This window comes from Streptomyces sp. V1I1 (assembly GCF_030817355.1).
GTDB lineage: Bacteria > Actinomycetota > Actinomycetes > Streptomycetales > Streptomycetaceae > Streptomyces.
The window spans coordinates 5,077,999-5,094,635 of record NZ_JAUSZH010000001.1 but is presented as its reverse complement, the minus strand read 5'-3'; the positions used below and the strand labels follow the sequence as shown (position 1 = coordinate 5,094,635).

Genomic DNA, 16,637 nt, shown 5'->3' with positions numbered 1-16,637 from the left:
GCTCATTGCGTCAGTCCTTCACCGCGCCGCCCAGGCCGGAGACCAGGCGTCGCTGTACGAGTACGAAGAAGACGAGCACTGGCACGGTCATCACGGTAGACGCCGCCATGATGCCGCCCCAGTCGTTCTCGTCCGGCTTGAAGAAGACCAGCAGCGCCATCGGCAGCGTCGACTGTGAGGTGTCGCTGATGATGAAGGACTTGGCGAACAGGAAGTCGTTCCACGTCGAGATGAACGAGAACACGCTCGTCGCCACGAGCCCCGGGAAGACGAGCGGGAACAGGATCTGCCACAGGAAGCGGGTCCGGCTCGCGCCGTCGATGTACGCCGCCTCTTCCAGGGCTTCCGGGACCGCCTTCACAAAGCCCCGCAGCATCCAGATCGCGAACGGCAACGAGAAGGCGATGTGCGGCAGGATCAGCGAGCCGAGGGTGTTCAGCTGGCCGAAGTCCCGCATCAGGAAGAACAGCGGGATGGTCAGCGCCTCGATCGGCACCATCTGGGCGACCAGGAACATGATCAGCAGGGTCGTCCTGAACTTGAAGCGGAACCGCGTCACCGCGGTCGCCGCCAGGAAGGCGATCAGCGCGGAAGCGATCACTACCGTGCCTGCCACGAACAGGCTGTTGAGGAAATACCGGCCGAATTCCTGCTGTTCGAAGACGCGGCGGAAGGAGTCGAGCGAGGGGGAAAGCGTCCAGGGGCGTGCCTCGGTGGACTGGATCTCGCCCGCCGGTTTGAACGCGGAGAGCACCATCCAGTACAGCGGGAAGGCCACAACGACCGCGATGACGAGTGCCGATGCCTCGGCGGCGAGCCGCCAGGGGCGGCGAATGCTGAGCAGGCTCACAGTTCTTCTCCCTGGCGTCGCAGCAGCCGCAGATACACGAGGGTGACCGCCAGCAGAATCAGCAGCATCACGACGCCGATGGCCGAGCCCAGGCTGTACTGGGAGGACGCGAAGGCCTTCTGATAGGCGTACACATTGAGCACGAGATTCTGGCCGGCGATGCCGCCGCCGTTCGTCATCACGTAAATCTGGGTGAAGACCTTGAAGTCCCAGATGATCGACTGAATGATCACGACGACGAGAATGGGGCGGAGCATCGGGGCGGTGACGGAGCGCCAGATCCGCCATTGGGACGCGCCGTCCAGTGAGGCCGCCTCCAGGATTTCCGAGGGGATCGCTTTGATGCCCGCGTACACCGTCACCATCACGAACGGGAACGAGCACCAGACGACTTCGAGGAGTACGAGCGCGAAGGCGCTGTAGCGCCCGTACGTCCAGGAGAAGTCGCCGAGGCCGAGGAGACGGTTGACCGGTCCGTAGTCCGGGTCGAAGAGGAAGACCCAAACGGTGGAGCCGGTGATGGCGGGGGTCGCCCAGGCGCCGAGGGCGGCGAGCATGAGGGCGAGGCTCGGGAGGGCGCGTACGCGCGTCAGCAGGACGGCGAGGGCGCAGCCGACGGTGAGGGTGGCGAGCACACAGGCGGCGGCGAAGACGACGGTGGCCAGCAGGACCTGCCAGAACTGGCTGTCGGCGAGGAGCGTGCGGTAGTTGCCGAGACCTTGGAAGGTGGTCGGCTCGCCGCCGCTGACCTGGGCCTGGGTGTACTCGAGGAAGGAGATCAGGCCGAGCTGGTAGATCGGGTAGACGAGGAGCCCACCGAGGACGAGGAGCGCGGGCGCGAGGTACAGCCACGGGGTCCAGGAGCCGGCGCGCCGCCGGCCGCGCCGCGCCGCGCGCCCGTCGCCGGGGGAACCCCCGGGCGCCTTCCGGGCGTTGGGCACGCGCGCGGGCCGCCTCTCGGACCGCCGGGCGGTGCCGACGACCGCGGAGCCACCGACCGACGCACCGGGCCCGCCGGAGGCCGTAACCGCCTCGCCGGGCGCGCCCGCGCCACGGGCAGCCGCCGAAGCGTCGGCCGACGGTCCCACACCACCGGCGGACACAGCAGTCCCGCCGGACGGCCCCGCCTCGGCACCGCCCGACGCGACCGCATCACCGGCAGGCGCATAAGCCTCAGCCGCCGGCGCACCGCCCGACGTGTCCGCACCGTCCGGCGACCGTGTCTCCGGCTGCGGAACCGTGGTCTCGCGCGTGCCCGGGCTGTCCGGGGCGTTCGGCCCCGGCTCCGTACCGTTTGTCATCGCACTCAGCCCGCGGCTGCGAACGCCGCGTCCATCTTCTTCGCCGCGTCACCCGACGCCGCCGCCACGTCCTTCTTGCCGCTGACGATCTCCTGGAACATCGTCGGCAGCACCAGCGACGCGTCGATCTGGCCCCAGCCCGACGAAGCCGGCACGAACTTCGCGCCCGCGCCCAGCGTCCGTACGAACGGCTCGACGAACGGCTCCTTCTTCGCGACCGCCGCCCGTACATCCGTGTACGTCGGCAGGAACCCCATCGCGTCGAAGAGCTTGCGCTGTGTCTCCTTGCCGGTGAACTGCTTCATCAGGTCCACCGCCAGCGTGCGGTGCGAACTGCTCTTCAGTACGCCGACGTTGTTGCCGCCCGCGAAGGCCGGCGCGATCGAGCCCGTCTCCCTGCCCGGCAGCGGCACCACCGCGTACCTGCCCTTCACCGCGCCCGCCTCCACCGCCTGGTGGCTGAAGTCGCCGCCGATCGCCATCGCCGCCTTGCCGGAGGCGAAGGCCGTCACCGTCGCGTTGCCGCCCATCGACGCGCACTTCGCCGCCGGGCAGTTGTCGTCGCCGAAGAGCGAGGTGTACGCCGTGATGCCCTTCTGCGCGGCCGGGCTGTTGATGGCCGCCTTGTACGAACCGCCGCTCTCCTGCGCCAGTTCGCCGCCCTGCGCCCAGATGAAGGGCATCGCGCCATAGGTGTACGCGCCGCCGACCGCGAGCCCGTACAGCTCCGGCTTCGCCTTGTGGATCTTCTTGGCGGTGGCGATCAGCTCGTCCTGGGTCTTGGGGGCCGCGATCCCCAGCTCCTTGAAGACGTCGGTGCGGTAGTACAGCGCGCGTACGCCGACGAAGAGCGGGGCGCCGTAGATCTTGCCGTCGACCGTGACCGACTGCTTGGCCGTCGGGTCGGTGTCCTTGGCCTCGTCCCAGGCGGTGAACTCCTCACCGACGTCGGCGAGTCCGCCGTCCTTGACGTAGCCGGCGGTGTCGGTGTTGCCGTACTCGATCAGATCCGGCGCGCTCTTCGGGTCGTTGAAGGCGGCCTTGATCCGCTGGGCGCGGGTCTCGACCGGTATGTACTCGACCTCGACCTCGGCACCCTTGTGCGCCTTGCGGAACGCGGCGACGGCGGCGTCGACGACCTGCTCCTTGGGCTTGTTGTTGACCTCCTGGAAGAGCCAGACGCGCAGGGTGCCGCTCTTGTCGTCCTTCTTGGCGCTGTTGTCGGAGGTCTGGGGGGCGCAGGCGGTGGCGGTGAGGCCTGCCAGCACAAGTGCCGCGGACGGGGCGGCAATTCGGGCGATGAGCTTCATGCGTGGTTCCCCTACGAGTAGGCGTTGCACTCTGCGCAACGAACGTTTCGTTCTGCACAACACGCAGGAGGCTAAGGGCACGCCAATAGCCGGACAAGAGGTCTCAACCACTCTGTGACCAGCAGACGCACCCCGTGCAACGCGAACGGCCCCCGGGGCGCGCGTGAATGCGCGTCCCGGGGGCCGTCCCCGGCGGAAGGACTACTTCTTGTCCTTGCCGCCCTTGTCCTTGTCGCCGCCGACGGACATGGACTCGTAGATCTCCTTGCACATCGGACAGACCGGGTACTTCTTGGGGTCACGCCCCGGTACCCAGACCTTCCCGCACAGTGCCACTACGGGAGTGCCGTCGAGTGCACTCGCCATGATCTTGTCCTTCTGGACGTAATGGGCGAAGCGCTCGTGGTCGCCGTCGCCGTGCGACGTCTGTGGCGTCGGCTCTACGAGGGTCCCGGTGCCTGTCCCGCGCTCGGGCTCAAGAGTGCTCATAACTGCCAAGGGTACTGAAGGCCACGCCACTCAGTTCAGCGAAGGGTCGTCCGGGTACGTCGCGAACATGGCGAGCTCGTTGCGCTGCCGTCGCAGCACCGCCCGCCACAGGCTCTCCGGCCGCGGCGACGACACATCGCCCGGCTCCGACTCGACGACGTACCACGCGCCGTCGTTCAGTTCGTCCTCCAGCTGGCCGGGGCCCCATCCGGCGTACCCCGCGAAGATCCGCAGCGATCCCAGCGCCGCGCCGAGCAGCTCCGGCGGGGCCTCCAGGTCGACCAGACCGATCGCGCCGTACACCCGCCGCCACCCGAGTGGCCCCTCGTCGCCCGGTATGACGGCGACGCCCAGCGCCGAGTCGAGGGAGACCGGGCCGCCCTGGAACACCACGCCCGGCTCGCCCGTGAGCGCGGCCCAGGACTCCAGGATGTCGCCGACGACCACCGGGGTGGGCCGGTTGAGGACAACGCCGAGCGAGCCCTCGTCGTCGTGGTCGAGCAGCAGAACCACCGCCCGGTCGAAGTTCGGGTCCGCAAGGGCGGGTGTGGCGACGAGCAGCCGCCCTGTGAGCGAGGACACCTCGGTCATGCGAGACATGATCCCGCATCTTCGCCCTCCGCGGGGAGCGGGCGGCTGAGTGTGAGCCAGCGCAGCTCAGGACGCGACCGGAGGGGGCGGCACGCGAACCCGGGGCCGTTACGCTCCGCAAGATGGCGGCGACCCAGCGTGTTGTGCCCAATTCATTACGCTCACGGAGCGCCCTTGGCCTTACGGGACAGGGGTAGACGCCCCTTACCCTTTTCACTGGCCCCCTGCCCGACATCCCCCTCGCTCCACTGGGGGACCCCCTCCGGAACGCGAGATTCATGACCGGCACAGACGATGTACTGCTTGTCCACGGCGGAACCCCGCTGGAGGGTGAGATCCGCGTCCGCGGCGCGAAGAACCTCGTGCCCAAAGCGATGGTCGCCGCTCTTCTGGGCAGCGAGCCGAGCCGACTGCGCAATGTGCCCGACATCCGTGATGTGCGCGTCGTACGCGGACTGCTGCAGCTGCACGGAGTGACGGTCCGGCCCGGTGACGAGCCGGGTGAGCTGGTACTCGACCCGTCCCACGTCGAGAGCGCGAACGTCGCGGACATCGATGCGCACGCGGGCTCTTCGCGCATCCCGATCCTCTTCTGCGGCCCGCTGCTGCACCGGCTCGGCCACGCCTTCATTCCGGGTCTGGGCGGCTGCGACATCGGCGGCCGGCCCATCGACTTCCACTTCGAGGTGCTGCGCCAGTTCGGCGCGACGATCGAGAAGCGGGCGGACGGCCAGTATCTGGAGGCCCCGCAGCGGCTGCGCGGCTGCAAGATCCGGCTGCCGTACCCGTCGGTCGGCTCGACCGAGCAGGTGCTGCTGACGGCGGTGCTGGCGGAGGGCGTCACCGAGCTGTCCAACGCGGCGGTGGAGCCGGAGATCGAGGACCTCATCTGCGTACTGCAGAAGATGGGCGCGATCATCTCCATGGACACCGACCGGACGATCCGGATCACCGGTGTCGACAAGCTCGGCGGCTACACCCACCGGGCGATCCCGGACCGCCTGGAGGCGGCGTCCTGGGCGTCGGCGGCGCTGGCGACCGAGGGCAACATCTATGTCCGCGGAGCGCAGCAGCGCTCGATGATGACGTTCCTGAACACCTACCGGAGGGTGGGTGGCGCCTTCGAGATCGACGACGAGGGCATCCGCTTCTGGCACCCGGGCGGCGCGCTGAAGGCGATCGCGCTGGAGACGGACGTGCACCCCGGTTTCCAGACCGACTGGCAGCAGCCGCTGGTGGTGGCCCTGACCCAGGCGGCGGGCCTGTCCATCGTCCACGAGACGGTGTACGAGTCGCGGCTCGGCTTCACCTCCGCGCTCAACCAGATGGGTGCGCACATCCAGCTGTACCGCGAGTGCCTGGGCGGCTCGGACTGCCGCTTCGGCCAGCGCAACTTCCTGCACTCGGCAGTCGTGTCGGGCCCGACGAAGCTCCAGGGCGCGGACCTGGTCATCCCGGACCTGCGCGGCGGCTTCTCGTACCTGATCGCGGCGCTCGCGGCGCAGGGGACGTCCCGGGTCCACGGCATCGACCTGATCAACCGCGGCTACGAGAACTTCATGGAGAAGCTCGAGAAGCTGGGCGCCAAAGTGGAGCTGCCGGGCGGCAGGCTCGTCTGACCGCGGGGGCTCCGCCCCCGGACCCCCGGGCTCATCAAGCCCCCCAGACTTCGTCCGGGGGGACCCCCAAGAGGCTTGATTACACGCGAATGGGCGGCCACCCCCGGCAGGGGTGGCCGCCCATTGGCTTGCCTAGGCGGATTACTTGCCCTTGGCGGCTTCCTTGAGCTTGGAGCCCGCGGAGACCTTCACGCTGTAGCCGGCCGGGATCTGGATCGGGTCGCCGGTCTGCGGGTTACGAGCGGTGCGAGCGGCACGGTGGGTGCGCTCGAAGGTCAGGAAGCCGGGGATCGTGACCTTCTCGTCGCCCTTGGCGACGACCTCGCCGACGGTCTCGGCGAGCGCGGCCAGCACGGCGTCGGCGTCCTTGCGGGTCACCTCGGCGCGGTCGGCCAGCGCGGCCACCAGCTCACTGCGGTTCATGTTGTTACTCCCGTGTTCTTCTTGCCTGTGAGGCGTGAGATCGAAGCCGATGCTGCCAGGGCCCTCGGACAGTCCCCGGACCCGGGTCTGCTGTCAGACCCTCGCGCCCGAATACGCATCCTGCCCCCACCAGCGGCGGGAAAGCCAATCCGGCACCCTCCGGAGTCACACGAAAAGCGCCACGGCCTCGTCGTGGTGACGTTCCGTCCACTCGGTGGAGACTCCTTGGAGCCGCGAGCCGCGGGGCTCATGGTCCGCCACCCTAGAGCGGCAGTCGCGGACCCGCGACTCGCGACGCGCCGGGCGTCACGCCGACGTGTGGCCCGTCACAGCCGCTCCGGCCGCCTTCGCGGCGTTGCGGACGGCTCCCGCGACCGCTCCGGCGACCTTGTCGTTGAAGACGGACGGGATGATGTAGTTCGGGTTGAGTTCGTCCTCGGTGACGACGTCCGCAAGCGCGGCCGCCGCCGCGAGCATCATCTCCGTGCTGACCGTCCGGGACTGCGCGTCCAGCAGGCCGCGGAAGACGCCCGGGAAGACCAGCACATTGTTGATCTGGTTGGGGAAGTCGGAGCGGCCCGTGGCCACAACTGCCGCCGTCTGGCGGGCGATTGCCGGGTCGACTTCCGGGTCGGGGTTCGCGAGCGCGAACACGATTGCGCCGTCGGCCATCGCCGCGACGTCCGCCGCCCCCAGCACGTTCGGGGCGGACACTCCGATGAATACATCCGCGCCGGCGACCGCTTCCTTGAGCGTGCCGGTGACGCCCTCGGGGTTGGTGTTGTCGGCGATCCAGCGCAGCGGCGACTCGGGCTCCGCGTCCACCAGGTCTTCGCGGACGGCGTGCACCACGCCGTGGATGTCGGCCACGACGGCGTGCTTGACACCCGCTGCGATCAGCAGTTTCAGGATGGCCGTACCGGCGGCGCCCGCGCCGGACATGACTACCCGTACGTCACCGATCGCCTTGCCGACCACACGCAGCGCGTTGGTCAGCGAGGCGAGGACGACGATCGCGGTGCCGTGCTGGTCGTCGTGGAAGACCGGGATGTCAAGCGCCTCGCGCAGCCGCGCCTCGATCTCGAAGCAGCGGGGCGCCGAGATGTCCTCGAGGTTGATGCCCGCGAAGCCGGGGGCGATCGCCTTGACGATCGCGACGATCTCGTCGGTGTCCTGGGTGTCCAGGCACAGCGGCCAGGCGTCGATGCCGGCGAACCGCTTGAAGAGGGCCGCCTTGCCCTCCATCACCGGGAGCGCGGCCATGGGGCCGATGTTGCCGAGGCCGAGTACCGCGGAGCCGTCGGTCACCACCGCAACGGAGTTGCGCTTGATGGTGAGGCGGCGGGCGTCCTCGGGGTTCTCGGCGATGGCCATGCAGACCCGGGCCACACCCGGGGTGTAGATCATCGAGAGGTCGTCACGGTTGCGGATGGGGTGCTTGGACTGCATCTCGATCTTGCCGCCGAGGTGCATCAGGAACGTACGGTCGGAGACCTTGCCGAGGACGACGCCCTCGATTTTGCGCAGTTCCTCGACGATCTCGTCGGCGTGCGTGGTGGAGCTCGCTGCGATCGTGACGTCGATCCGCAGCTTCTCGTGGCCGGAAGCGGTCACGTCCAGGCCGATCACAGAGCCGCCGGAGGACTCCACGGCCGTGGTGAGCTGGGAGACCGCGGTACCGCTCGCGGGGACCTCCAGCCGGACCGTCATCGAGTACGAGACGCTGGGCGCCGTTGCCATGACCGGGTTCCTCTGCTTTCGCTAGCTTCATTGCCATGCGGCCGCGGCTGGTGCCCGGCGACGCTTTCCGATGGTCGCACCTACCTGCGAGTAGCAGGTAATAGCGTTCGTTTTGTTTTCGGAAACTGTTTTCCACCATACGAGATGCGATCGTTCGGGCGGAAGCCACCAATGAAACAGGTCCGCGTCACCTCGCGGTGACGCGGACCTGTCTCTTGTACGAATAGGTGGCACCGACCCGCCATGCTCGCCTCGCGGCAAGTGGTCGCTCGTAGCGACGAAGGTTGGGCCCGGGGGCTTGGATCGAGCCGGTGCCACAACCAGGCTAACACTGTGCTTTTCCCTAGGGACGCCCCCGGACCCTCAACCCCGGTAAGTGATTCCCGCATCGCGGGTTGACTCTCCATCAGTCCCGCAGCAGGTCCGGCACACCGTTCGCGTCCGGCTCGTCGCGCCGGCCCGAGACCACCGTCAGCTGCTGGGTCGCCCGGGTCAGCGCCACGTACAGGACCCGCAGCCCGGCCGGGGACTCGTCCGCGATCTCCGCGGGCGAGACGACGACCGTCGCGTCGTACTCCAGGCCCTTCGCCTCGAGCGAGCCGAGCGCGACCACGCGTTCGCCGAGCCCGGCCAGCCAACGCGCCGCCTGCTCGCGCCGGTTCATCGCGACCACCACGCCGACCGTGCCGTCGACACGGTCCAGCAGGCGCTGCGCCTGGGCCCGTACGGTCTGGGCCAGATTCCCGTCCCGTACGACCGCGAAGCCCGGCTGCACGCCCGTGGAGCGGACCGCGGACGGGGACTCCATGCCGGGCATGGCGAGCGCCAGCACCTTGGCCGCGAGCTCGGCGATCTCAGCCGGGTTGCGGTAGTTGACGGTGAGCTGGAAACGGCGCCGCGGGCGGGAGCCGAGCGCCTCGTCGCGGGCCTCGGCCGCCTCGTCCGGGGACGACCAGGACGACTGCGCCGGGTCGCCGACGACCGTCCAGGTGGCGTGCCGGCCGCGGCGGCCGACCATCCGCCACTGCATGGGGGTCAGGTCCTGCGCCTCGTCCACGATGACATGCGCGTACTCGGTACGTTCCTGAGCCAGCCGCTCGGCCCGTTCGTACTGGGTCTCCTCGCGCTGCGGCATCAGCTCCTCCAGACCGGTGAGCTGGTCCAGCGGATCGAGTTCGCGTCTGCGTCTGGGGCGGGCCGGGGTGCCGAGCAGCGTCTGCAGCTCGTCGAGGAGCGCCACGTCGTGTACGGACAGGGCCTCGCGGCGCAGCGAGCGGGCGAGGCGGCGCACCTCGCCCGGGTTGAGGATCCGGCGTGCCCAGCGGCCGAGCAGCTTCTCGTCGGCCATCGCGGTGAGCACCCGGCGCGGGGTGAGCTCGGGCCACCAGGCGTCCAGGAAGCCGATGAAGGCGTCCTCGGTGGCCACGTCCTCGTCGAAGGAGGACCGCAGCTCGGCGGCGAGCTCCGGGTCGGTGTGACGGGTCGCGGCGCCCGACTTGGCGTACAGGGCGTCGAGCAGCAGCCTGCGGGCGCGCGGGCGCAGCAGATTGACCGGGGCGGTGCCGCCCAGCACCGCCTGGCGGATGCGATGGAGCTCGTCGGCCTCCAGCTCGACTCGGCGCCCGAAGGCGACGACGCGCAGCCGGTCCGGGCCGTCCCCCAGCTCCAGCGCGCCCCGGGCGGCCTTGCGGAGCACCTTCAGCATCCGCGAGGAGCCCTTGACGCGGGCCACGGCAGGTTCGTCGTACGCCGTGGCCTCCACGCCGTCCACCAGATTGCCGACCGCGCGGATCGCGACCTGCCCCTCCTCGCCCAGCGAGGGCAGCACGCCCTCGGTGTACGCGACGAGCAGCGGGGTCGGCGAGACGATCAGGATGCCGCCCGCGTACCGCCGGCGGTCCTGGTAGAGCAGATACGCCGCCCGGTGCAGGGCCACCGCGGTCTTGCCGGTGCCGGGCCCGCCCTCCACATAGGTGACGGACGCGGCGGGGGCCCGGATCACCAGATCCTGCTCCGCCTGGATGGAGGCGACGATGTCCCGCATGGTGTGGCTGCGGGCCTGCCCGAGCGCCGCCATCAGCGCGCCGTCCCCGACGACCGGGAGCTGTTCCCCATCCAGCGTGGCGATCAGCTCCGGGCGCATCAGGTCGTCCTCGACGCCGAGGACCTTGCGGCCCTTGGAGCGGATGACCCGGCGGCGTACCACCCGGCCAGGATCGACCGGGGTCGAGCGGTAGAAGGGAGCGGCGGCCGGGGCGCGCCAGTCGATGACCAGCGGCGCGTAGTCGGAGTCGAGGACTCCGATACGGCCGATGTGCAGGGTCTCCCCGATGTCGGCCGTGTTGTCCACCCGTACGGCGTCGTCCGCGGGCTCGACCGAGGTGTACGCGCCGTCCGGGCCCTTCTTGCCGTCCTTGCCGTGCAGCAGGTCGATCCGCCCGAACAGGAAGTCCTCGAACTCGTTGTTCAGCCGGTTGAGGTGCACTCCCGCCCGGAAGACCTGGGCGTCCCGCTCGGCGAGTGCTCCCGGCGTGCCGACCTGCCCGCGTTTGGCGGCATCGTGCATGAGGAACTCCGCCTCGTGGATCTTCTCCTCGAGGCGGCGGTACACCTGATTCAGATGTTCCTGCTCGATACCGATCTCGCGGTCTCGTACGGAATCGACACCGGGATCAGCGGTTTCGACAGCGGCATCCTGCGCGGCCACCGAGGCCCCCTTCTGACGTGCACTGGGCAGCCGTCAACCGTACGCGAAGGGGGCGAATCTGTCAGGCTTCGACCTCCACCAGTCGCTTGCCATCGAAGGTGCGGACCTCGAAGTGGTCGATGTCGTTCCGGTCCATCGCCGCTCCGCCGTGGATGTAGAGCGGGTTCTTGCCCAACTTGTTCGGGCTGTCCTCGATGCCGTAACCCCACTTCGGGACGGCCCAGGAGGTCACGACCTCTTCCTCGCCGCTCTTGGAGACGGCGATCAGATTGCACTTGAGCGGGCCCTTGACGTTCTTCAGTTCGAGAACGGTGTGGGTGCCCCAGCCCTTCTCCTCCAGGCCGACGGTCGCGCTGACCTTGGTGGTCGCGTCCGTGGCCTGCACCTTCTCGTTCATGTGGTTGAAGAAGGCGTCCTCGGCGGGACTGGTGGGGTGCGGATCGGTGCGCGCCTGGTTGTTGCTGCCGGTGTCGTCCGCCGTGACCACGACCGCGACGGTGGGACCACCGATGATCAGGGCCGCGGCGGCCGCGACCAGATACATGCCGCGCCGGCGCTTGGCCGCGCGCTTGGCGGCGACCTCGTCGAGCAGTCCGCCGAGCAGCTGCGGGCTGGGCGCGGTGGGCACCACGGGGACCGGTCGCGGCGGCGGGACGTCGGGCGTGAACCGCATGCCGGGCATGTTCAGCACATTCGGCTGCTGCACCGGCATCGGGGCCTCCGCCAGCATGGCCAGCATCGGCTCCATCCCGGAGAACTCCTCGAGGTGGGCGGCGCAGATGTCGCAGCCCGCCAGATGCGCCTCGAAGGCGGAGGCGTCTGCGTCGTCCAGAATGCCGAGCACATACGCGCCGACAGCATCGTGTACGGATTCCTGCTCATACATGGTCATGCCGTGACCCCCCTCTCCTCCAGAGCGAGCTTCATGGAACGGAGTGCGTAGAACACCCGGGAGCGCACCGTCCCACTGGGTATGCCGAGCGTCTCGGCCGCCTCATTGACCGTCCGCCCCTTGAAATACGTCTCGACAAGAACTTCCCTGTGGGCGGGCGTCAAATCATCGAGCGCATCTGAGAGCGTCATCAGCCACAACGCCTTGTCGATCTCGTCCTCCGCGGGCATGACCTCCAGCGGCGACGGATCGACCTCCTGCGGCCGGGCCTGCCGGCTGCGGTGACCGTCGATGACGATGCGGCGTGCGACCGTCACCAGCCAGGGTCGGACAGAGCCGGTGGCTCGGTTGAGCTGACCGGCGTTCTTCCAGGCACGGATGAGCGTCTCCTGCACCACGTCCTCGGCTCGCTGGCGGTCGCCGGCGACGAGACGGAGTACATAGGCGAGCAAAGGTCCCGCATGTTCGCGATACAGCGCGCGCATGAGCTCCTCGTCAGGTACTGAGGAGTCGTTGCGTGGCTTCTCGCTGCGATGGCGGGCCCTTTGCGGACGGTCATCGGCCACGGCGGCATCCTTGCGCACCTGAACCTCCTGGTCGAGACCCTGATTTTGGCTGACTGCCTCTCCCCCATCACTACGGGGGCCGCAGACGCATCACTCAACGTCCCGCCAAAAAAGTTTCAAGATCTTTTGAGGAAGGGTCCGAGCCGGTCTCAGGCCCTCGCCACGGCGACCCTGCGCCGGTGCCTGGCGACCCGCTCGCGGTTCCCGCACACCTCGCTGGAGCACCAGCGCCGCCGCCGTCCGCGGGAGGTGTCCAGATAGACGCGGCGGCAGTTGTCACCCTCGCACTGCCGCAGCCTCGCCCGGGCCGGCGGGTCGGTCAGCAGCTCCACGGCGTCGCGGGCGACAGCGGCGAGCAGCGCCCCGCACTCGGGCGCGGCGCTCAGTGCCCGTACGAGCGAGCCCTGCGCGTCGCGTACGGCCCGGATGCCGGGCGGCGCTCCCGCGGCGAGGGCGTTGACCCGCTCCAGCGCCGACTCGGCGCCGCGGCCTTCGATCTGAGCCCGCACCAACTGGCCCACGCAGTCCCGCAGTTCGACGAAGCGCCCCACCCACTGGCCCTCGACGGCCGCCAGCTGCGTGCCCGCGGGCACCAGACCGGCGCCGACCAGCCACCGGCCGAGCCGCCCGGGCCCGTCCAGCGGCTCACGCCCGCCGGTGGCCGCCTCCGCGGTCGCCACCAGGTCGAGGCAGATCCGCCCGGAGTCGAACCTCCAGTCGTACGCGGCCGCACCCGTCGCGCCTGCCGCCATGCGCCTGTCACCACCTCGGGTCACTTCCGGGTATCCCCACCAGAGTGCCCGTCCGGGCGTGCGGCCGGAACCCCTCCTCGCGCCCGGTCCGGCCGCACACCGCACGATCTGGTCGCGGGCGGTGTCCGGAGCGATGTCCTCGTACTGCGGGGAGGCTCGTCCGGGCGCTCCGTCAGGTTGCGTGCCAGGGGTGAACTTCCGCCGCTCTTCAGGGAGTCGGCGGGTCGTCGTGCAGGATCCGCTGGAAGAGGCGGTGGTCGCGCCAGGCGCCGTCGATGTGCAGATAGCGCGGTGCCGTGCCGATCGGCTCGAAGGAGCACTTGGCGAGGACGCGCTGGGAGGCGGCGTTGGCGATGAGGGTGCCCGCCTGGACGCGGTGCAGGCCCAAGTCCTCGCGGGCGGCACGGCAGACCTCCTCGACCGCGCGGGTGGCGAGCCCGCGGCCGGTGTACTCGGCGTCGATCCAGTAGCCGAGATTCCCGCTGCGAAACGGTCCCAGCGCGATGCCGGAGAGGGTGATCCCGCCGATGACGCGCGTGCCTTCGGTGAAGTGCCACCGCCTGGTGGCCGGATGAGGGGCGAGCCGGGCGGCCTGCCCTTCGGGGGTGTAGTACGCCTCGGGGCGGTTGGGCTCCCAGGGACGCATGTGGTCGCGATTGCGGACCAGGGCCCGGGCGACTTCCTCGGCGAGGCGGGCGGCGGCGTCCGGCCCGTCGGGCTCCAGGCGTACGGGATCAGTGCTCATCCTGCGTACCGTAGACGCCCGGACAGGCTCTTGCGCGACCGTTTTCGTACGTCACATGTCCGCGTACTTGGTGTCGGCGGCCGGGTCCAGCGCCAGCCGGTAGCCCCGCTTGACGACCGTCTGGATCAGCTTGGGCGCGCCGAGTGCCGTGCGCAGCCGGGCCATCGCCGTCTCGACGGCGTGCTCGTCGCGGCCCGCGCCCGGCAGCGTCCGCAGCAGGTCGGAGCGGGAGACGACCCAGCCGGGACGCCGGGACAGCGCGCGCAGCAGGGCCATTCCGGCGGGCGGCACGGGCCGCAAGTCGTCGTCGACCAGGACCGCGTGGCCGCGGATCTCGACGCGGCGGCCCGCGACCGGGAGTGTACGGGCCCGGGACGGCAGCTCAAGGCCGATCAGCTGCACCAGCGGGCCGAGCCGGAAGCGCTCCGGCTGCACCGTGGAAATGCCGTGGGCCTGCAGCGGCAGCGCGGTGACAGGCCCCACACAGGCGGCCAGCACATCGTGGTCGAGGGCGTGCAGCAGCTCGGGGAGGAGTCCGCGGGTTTCGGCGCGGGAGAGCAGTGAGGCGGCGGCCGGGGCGCTGGTGAAGGTGAGGGCGTCCAGGGCGCGCGCGACAGTCGCGTCGAGCATGCGGTCGAGCGGTGCGAGGTCCTGCGGCGGCATCCACCGGTAGACGGGGACGACGACGACATCGGCGCCCCCGGCCCGTAGCGACTCGACGAAACCGGGCAGCGGCTCGCCGTGCAGCTGGAGCGCGATCCGGCGGCCGGCGACGCCCTGGGTGAGCAGCCGGTCGAGCACCTCGGCCATGGATTCGGACGCCGGGGACCACTCCTCGGTCAGCCCGGCGGCGCGGACCGCGCCCTTCACCTTCGGCCCGCGGGCCAGCAGCTCCACACCGCGCAGCCGGGCCAGCAGCTCCTCGCCGTACCCCCAGCCGTCCGCGGCCTCCACCCAGCCGCGGAAGCCGATCGCGGTGGTGGCGACCACCACATCGGGCCCGTGGTCGATCAGCTCCTTGGTGGCGGCGAGCAGTTCGGCGTCGTCTGCGAGCGGGACGATACGCAGGGCTGGGGCGTGGACGACGGCGGCGCCGCGTCGGCAGAGCAGCGCGCCGAGCTCGTCGGCGCGCCGTGCCGCGGTGACGCCGACGGTGAATCCGGCGAGCGGCCCGGGCAGCTTTTGGTCGTGCATGGCTGTCGTCCCCACGTATGCGGATGGGCGGCCGAGCCTGCCAAGGCGGCGTGACAGACTCGGTTCGCCTGGATTTCCCCGGTGTTACACCTCTGCGTAACTGAGCTGCGGCTTCGCCTCCGCAACCGGTGCCGCCTCGGTGGCGGGCCGGCGAAGGTATACCGCCCAAGTGACCGTGAAACAGGCCGCGTAGAAGGCGAGGAAGGCGACGAACGCCGACGTGCCGGTGCCCGCGGTCAGGAAGGACTGGCGGAAGGCGAGGTTGATGCCGAGCCCGCCGAGCGCACCCACCGCGCCGATCAGCCCCATGGACGCGCCGGACAGCCGCCGCCCGTACGCGGCCGCCGCCTCGCCGGTCATGCCCTTTGCAACCGCCTTCGCCTGGAAAATGCCCGGGATCATCTTGTACGTGGAGCCGTTGCCGACCCCGGTCAGCACGAAGAGCGCGATGAACGCGGTGGTGAAGAGCGCCAGCGACTCCTGGACCGAGGCGAGCACGACGACCCCTGTGGCCGCCCCCATCCCGAGGAAGTTCCACAGGGTGATGCGCGCGCCGCCGTAGCGGTCGGCGAGCCGTCCGCCGACCGGCCGGATCAGCGAGCCGAGCAGCGGCCCGATGAAGGTGATGGACGCGGCCTGCAGCGGCGTACGCCCGAACTGCGTCTGGAGGACCAGACCGAAGGCGAAGCTGTAGCCGATGAACGACCCGAAGGTGCCGATGTAGAGGAAGGACATGATCCAGGTGTGCGGATCGCGCACGGCGTCCTTCGACGCCCCGGTGTCGTTCTTGACCGGGGCGAGGTTGTCCATGAAGAGCGCGGCGCAGATCGCGGAGACGGCGATGAAGGGGAGGTAGATCCCGAGCAGCACACGCGGTCCGCCGGCCGCGCCGATGACCGCGAGTCCGGCCAGCTGCACGACGGGCACCCCGATGTTGCCGCCGCCCGCGTTCAGTCCGAGCGCCCAGCCCTTCTTCCGCAGCGGGAAGAAGGAGTTGATGTTGGTCATCGACGAGGCGAAGTTCCCGCCGCCCACGCCGGTGAGCATCGCGACCAGCATGAAGGTGGTGTACGAGGTCCCGGGCTCCATCACCAGGAAGGCGGCGGCCGTCGGCAGGAGCAGCATCGACGCCGCGATGATGGTCCAGTTACGCCCGCCGAAGCGGGCGACGGCGAAGGTGTACGGGACCCGGATAAAGGCGCCGACCAGCGTCGCCATGGCCACCAGGAAGAACTTGCCGGCCGGGTCGATCCCGTACTCCGGTCCCATGAACAGGACCAGGACGGACCACAAGGTCCAGATCGAGAACCCGATGTGCTCGGAGAGGATGGAGAAGATCAGATTGCGTCGCGCAACCCGCTCCCCTTTCGCCTCCCAGAAAGCCTCGTCCTCAGGTTCCCACTGTTCGATCCATCGGCCAGCCATCACAAGCCTCCACGGGTGTCGGGTGTGAGAGAG

15 protein-coding genes are annotated in these 16,637 nt (G+C 69.7%); 1 reads left to right on the top strand and 14 read right to left on the bottom strand.

Translation table 11 applies throughout. The features are described 5' to 3' along the window. Window positions 1-10: 10 nt before the first annotated feature. The 5 genes from QFZ67_RS23910 to QFZ67_RS23890 form a co-directional block, all read right to left on the bottom strand. On the bottom strand, window positions 11-850 hold the full coding sequence (locus QFZ67_RS23910) for a carbohydrate ABC transporter permease (protein WP_307663117.1): 840 nt from the start codon (window positions 848-850) through the stop codon (window positions 11-13). Next, window positions 847-1,791, bottom strand: coding sequence for a carbohydrate ABC transporter permease (locus QFZ67_RS23905; RefSeq protein ID WP_307665946.1), 945 nt, complete (start codon window positions 1,789-1,791; stop codon window positions 847-849). Before QFZ67_RS23905 ends, QFZ67_RS23910 begins: the two co-directional genes overlap by 4 nt. A gap of 365 nt (window positions 1,792-2,156) precedes the next feature. Continuing rightward, window positions 2,157-3,461 carry an extracellular solute-binding protein gene (locus tag QFZ67_RS23900; protein WP_307663116.1) on the bottom strand — a complete coding sequence of 435 codons (1,305 nt, stop codon included), beginning with the start codon at window positions 3,459-3,461 and terminating at the stop codon, window positions 2,157-2,159. A 201-nt stretch (window positions 3,462-3,662) separates the two neighbouring features. Then, a complete protein-coding gene (locus QFZ67_RS23895; RefSeq protein ID WP_307663115.1) occupies window positions 3,663-3,950 on the bottom strand; it encodes a DUF3039 domain-containing protein in 288 nt (95 codons plus the stop codon). Between the two features lie 30 nt (window positions 3,951-3,980). After that, entirely contained in the window at window positions 3,981-4,541 is a 561-nt protein-coding gene (locus QFZ67_RS23890; RefSeq protein ID WP_307663114.1) for a YqgE/AlgH family protein, read from the bottom strand. 278 nt (window positions 4,542-4,819) lie between these two features. On the opposite strand from QFZ67_RS23890, the gene murA reads away from it, so the two are divergent. Further along, the gene (murA, locus tag QFZ67_RS23885) at window positions 4,820-6,160 is read left to right on the top strand and encodes a UDP-N-acetylglucosamine 1-carboxyvinyltransferase (RefSeq protein ID WP_307663113.1); all 1,341 of its coding nucleotides are present in this window, start codon (window positions 4,820-4,822) and stop codon (window positions 6,158-6,160) included. Window positions 6,161-6,301: 141 nt separating this feature from the next. Here the strand turns inward: murA and QFZ67_RS23880 are convergent, their stop codons facing one another. The 9 genes from QFZ67_RS23880 to QFZ67_RS23840 all read right to left on the bottom strand — a co-directional run bounded on the left by QFZ67_RS23880 (window position 6,302) and on the right by QFZ67_RS23840 (window position 16,604). Further along, window positions 6,302-6,583, bottom strand: a complete 282-nt coding sequence (locus QFZ67_RS23880) for an HU family DNA-binding protein (RefSeq protein ID WP_004571953.1) — start codon at window positions 6,581-6,583, stop codon at window positions 6,302-6,304. Between the two features lie 306 nt (window positions 6,584-6,889). Next, window positions 6,890-8,323 (bottom strand): NAD-dependent malic enzyme, encoded by a 1,434-nt coding sequence (locus tag QFZ67_RS23875; protein WP_307663112.1) that lies wholly within the window; start codon window positions 8,321-8,323, stop codon window positions 6,890-6,892. A gap of 406 nt (window positions 8,324-8,729) precedes the next feature. Beyond that, the gene (locus QFZ67_RS23870; protein ID WP_307663111.1) at window positions 8,730-11,030 is read right to left on the bottom strand and encodes a UvrD-helicase domain-containing protein; all 2,301 of its coding nucleotides are present in this window, start codon (window positions 11,028-11,030) and stop codon (window positions 8,730-8,732) included. A gap of 61 nt (window positions 11,031-11,091) precedes the next feature. Next, a complete protein-coding gene (locus QFZ67_RS23865; protein WP_307663110.1) occupies window positions 11,092-11,922 on the bottom strand; it encodes an anti-sigma factor in 831 nt (276 codons plus the stop codon). After that, window positions 11,919-12,506, bottom strand: coding sequence for a sigma-70 family RNA polymerase sigma factor (locus tag QFZ67_RS23860; RefSeq protein WP_307663109.1), 588 nt, complete (start codon window positions 12,504-12,506; stop codon window positions 11,919-11,921). The genes QFZ67_RS23865 and QFZ67_RS23860 overlap by 4 nt, the downstream gene beginning before the upstream one ends. A gap of 131 nt (window positions 12,507-12,637) precedes the next feature. Beyond that, the gene (locus tag QFZ67_RS23855; protein WP_307663108.1) at window positions 12,638-13,240 is read right to left on the bottom strand and encodes a CGNR zinc finger domain-containing protein; all 603 of its coding nucleotides are present in this window, start codon (window positions 13,238-13,240) and stop codon (window positions 12,638-12,640) included. 208 nt (window positions 13,241-13,448) lie between these two features. Beyond that, a complete protein-coding gene (locus QFZ67_RS23850; RefSeq protein ID WP_307663107.1) occupies window positions 13,449-13,985 on the bottom strand; it encodes a GNAT family N-acetyltransferase in 537 nt (178 codons plus the stop codon). Between the two features lie 51 nt (window positions 13,986-14,036). Further along, a complete protein-coding gene (locus QFZ67_RS23845; protein WP_307663106.1) occupies window positions 14,037-15,179 on the bottom strand; it encodes a uroporphyrinogen-III synthase in 1,143 nt (380 codons plus the stop codon). An 84-nt stretch (window positions 15,180-15,263) separates the two neighbouring features. Beyond that, entirely contained in the window at window positions 15,264-16,604 is a 1,341-nt protein-coding gene (locus QFZ67_RS23840) for a NarK/NasA family nitrate transporter (protein WP_307663105.1), read from the bottom strand. Window positions 16,605-16,637: the final 33 nt, after the last annotated feature.

Bases quoted from the DNA above. Each gene is read 5' to 3' on its own strand.
- QFZ67_RS23855 (WP_307663108.1), bottom strand. From the start codon at position 13,240: ATGGCGGCAGGCGCGACGGGTGCGGCCGCGTACGACTGGAGGTTCGAC.
- QFZ67_RS23900 (WP_307663116.1), bottom strand. From the start codon at position 3,461: ATGAAGCTCATCGCCCGAATTGCCGCCCCGTCCGCGGCACTTGTGCTG.
- QFZ67_RS23840 (WP_307663105.1), bottom strand. From the start codon at position 16,604: ATGGCTGGCCGATGGATCGAACAGTGGGAACCTGAGGACGAGGCTTTC.
- QFZ67_RS23875 (WP_307663112.1), bottom strand. From the start codon at position 8,323: ATGGCAACGGCGCCCAGCGTCTCGTACTCGATGACGGTCCGGCTGGAG.
- murA (WP_307663113.1), top strand. From the start codon at position 4,820: ATGACCGGCACAGACGATGTACTGCTTGTCCACGGCGGAACCCCGCTG.
- QFZ67_RS23890 (WP_307663114.1), bottom strand. From the start codon at position 4,541: ATGACCGAGGTGTCCTCGCTCACAGGGCGGCTGCTCGTCGCCACACCC.
- QFZ67_RS23880 (WP_004571953.1), bottom strand. From the start codon at position 6,583: ATGAACCGCAGTGAGCTGGTGGCCGCGCTGGCCGACCGCGCCGAGGTG.
- QFZ67_RS23850 (WP_307663107.1), bottom strand. From the start codon at position 13,985: ATGAGCACTGATCCCGTACGCCTGGAGCCCGACGGGCCGGACGCCGCC.
- QFZ67_RS23845 (WP_307663106.1), bottom strand. From the start codon at position 15,179: ATGCACGACCAAAAGCTGCCCGGGCCGCTCGCCGGATTCACCGTCGGC.
- QFZ67_RS23895 (WP_307663115.1), bottom strand. From the start codon at position 3,950: ATGAGCACTCTTGAGCCCGAGCGCGGGACAGGCACCGGGACCCTCGTA.
- QFZ67_RS23865 (WP_307663110.1), bottom strand. From the start codon at position 11,922: ATGACCATGTATGAGCAGGAATCCGTACACGATGCTGTCGGCGCGTAT.